This window comes from Rhodovulum sp. PH10, from assembly GCF_000293785.1.
In the GTDB taxonomy this organism is placed as follows: domain Bacteria; phylum Pseudomonadota; class Alphaproteobacteria; order Rhizobiales; family Xanthobacteraceae; genus Rhodoplanes.
In genome coordinates this window covers 1-2504 of record NZ_AKZI01000109.1, presented here as the reverse complement: position 1 = coordinate 2504, position 2504 = coordinate 1, and the positions used below count along the sequence as shown (strand labels likewise).

1 protein-coding gene and 2 pseudogenes are annotated in these 2504 nt (G+C 65.9%); 2 read left to right on the top strand and 1 reads right to left on the bottom strand.

Annotated elements, in window-relative coordinates; translation table 11 throughout:
• Positions 1–244, top strand: a pseudogene (locus A33M_RS23130) (IS66 family transposase); the annotation flags it as partial.
• A 71-nt stretch (positions 245–315) separates the two neighbouring features.
• Here the strand turns inward: A33M_RS23130 and ltrA are convergent.
• A complete protein-coding gene (ltrA, locus tag A33M_RS16940) occupies positions 316–1632 on the bottom strand; it encodes a group II intron reverse transcriptase/maturase (RefSeq protein ID WP_202801933.1) in 1317 nt (438 codons plus the stop codon).
• Between the two features lie 633 nt (positions 1633–2265).
• Between ltrA and A33M_RS16935 the strand changes: the two are divergent.
• Positions 2266–2504, top strand: a pseudogene (locus tag A33M_RS16935) (IS66 family transposase); the annotation flags it as partial.

Sequence of the window (2504 nt, the reverse complement as noted above, 5' to 3'; positions counted from 1 at the left end):
GCCGCGGCCGCACCAAGACCGGCCAGTTGTGGGCCTATGCCCGGGACGACCGCCCCTGGGGCGGCCCCGAGCCGCCCGGCGTCGCCTACGTCTACGCACCGGACCGCAAGGCCGAGCGGCCGATCGCCCACCTCGCCGGATTCAGCGGCGTGCTGCAGAGCCTGCCCCCGCGAAGGCGGGGGTCGACGGCTACGGCGGCTATCGCGTGCTCGCCGAGCGCGGCAGCGTGCAACTCGCCTTCTGCCGAGTAGGTGGGGATGTTGCCACCCCCACCCCTCACAGACCCGGACGTGCAGGATTCCCGCATCCGGTTCTTCATGGAAGAGCTTCGCTCGCGACGACGTACTTGTGAATGATCCTGGCCTTCGGCAGGGGATGGCGGTCGAGATACTGACGGAGACGGGACCACAAGAAGTTGTCCCCTCCCCGCCGCGACAGCCATTTCTTCCAGATGCGCTCGACCTGGTGGAGATACCATCTGATGCGTCGGCCGTTTCCGGTGATGGCGTAGTAGGCGTAATGCCCCCGCACCATCCGGGACAGGTGAGCATGCTGGGCGGCGACCGATATGCCTCGGTTTTCTCGGCACCACTTCGACACGGCCGAGAGCACCCGGGCGTATCGATCCTTCGCCGTCACTTGCCGCACCACGTTCTTGCCGTTCCGCGACGTTCCCCACACGTGGGTGAAGCCGAGGAAGTTGAACGCTGTCCCGTCCGTTGCCGGATGGCGATTGCCGCCCGGCCGTTTGAACCGGAAGTCCACGAACCGCGTCTTGTCCGGATGAAGGCTCAGCCCGAACCGGTCGAGACGTTTGCCGAGGACGTCGAGCGCACGCTTGGCGGAGAGGTGATCCTCGAACGCCATCACGGCGTCATCGGCGTAACGCACCAGAATGCATCGCCCCTTCAGACGCGGCCGCACCACGGTCTCGAACCATTCATCCAGCACATAGTGAAGATAAATGTTCGCGAGCAATGGCGAGATCACGCCGCCTTGCGGGGTTCCTTCGGTCGTGCGGCTGGTCGTGCCGTTTTCCAGCACGCCCGCCTTCAGCCACTTGTCGATCATTCGACGAACCACGCCGTCGGTGACTCGTCGGTCGAGGAACGACCGCAGGGTGCCGTGTGGGATGCTGTCGAAGTACTTGCGTATATCGATGTCCAGCACCCACCGCAGCCCCTGGGTCATGAAGCCGTCGCGCAGATCGCGCAACGCATCATGCGCCGACCGGCCGGGCCGGAAGCCGTACGAGCAAGGCAGGAAGTCCTCCTCGTAGATCGGCTCCAGCAGCATCGCGATCGCCCGCTGCGCCACCTTGTCTTCGAACGTCGGAATGCCGAGGGGCCTTTGCGACCCGTCCGCTTTCGGGATGTAGGCCCGCCGCACGGGCGGCGCGACGTAGCGGCCCGACCTGATGCGCCCGAGGAGGTCCTGAAGATTGGCCTCGAGGTGCGCTTCGTAGGTCTCCGCCGTCACTCCGTCGATGCCAGGGGCGCCATCCTTCCGGACTTGTCCGTAGGCTTCGCTCATCCATTCCATGTCGATGACGTGGTGCAGCGAGGAGAACGCCCGGTCGCGGTTCGCCCTCGCCATATCGGCTATCCATTGGCGTTTCGTGGACAGGTTCATGGGACGCAGAGTTCCCTCCCGTGTTTCCCGTCAATGGCTCTCTTCCATGGCGCCGCCCTTCCCTCCCGTGGGTCCCGGCGAGCCCGGTTCCCCACCTTCGTCGGTACTACGACGACGCTACGACTTCCCGCCCGCGCAATCCCTGGTCGCTTATGTGTTCGCTCCCAGGGCCCCCATGCTCCTCCCTGCCTTCGTGTTCGCCGAAGCGCTCCCGGGGCAGCGGAGGACTGCTCCCGAGCCTGGGACAGTTGGTCAGCCGGCGTCCCGGTTCCGGCGTGCCTGCACGGAGACACGTGCGGGATCTCTCAGGTTCCCTGGCGATCCATCCTGCACCTCTGCCCTGTTCCGAGACCCCGGTCGAACCGACACGGCCTCGCCACTATCGGCCTTGCCGATGCTGCCCCCGGTCCCAACACTCCGAAGGCTTCGACGTCATCATGATTTCGGGGCTGACCCACGGCTTCGATGCCTGCTGCCTACGCTTCACGACCGGCGTCGCCGCCGCCCATGCAAGGCTCGCTTCCGGCTGGCGGGCTGCGCCTCTACCGGGAGGGAGTCGAACCCTCTGGATCGCTTCGAAAGGTTTCGAACTACATGTTCATCCTCCTTCCCAGGGCTTACTCTGACGCAAGCTGGGCTCACGTCCGTCGCCGCTTCTATGAACTCGCCGCTGCCGGCGCGGCACCCATCGCGAGCGAAGCGCTCGACCGCATCGCAAAACTCTACGCCGTCGAGGCCGAAATCCGCGGCCGCTCCGCCGAGGAGAGGCGCGCCGCCCGGCAGGAGAAGAGCCGCCCCATCGCCGCCGACCTCGAGCCTTGGTTGCGCGAAAAGCTCGCGCTGATCAGCCGGAAGACCAAGCTCGCCGAGGC

Excerpts from the sequence above, each read along its gene's own strand:
- ltrA (WP_202801933.1), bottom strand. The coding sequence starts at position 1,632 with ATGAACCTGTCCACGAAACGCCAATGGATAGCCGATATGGCGAGGGCG.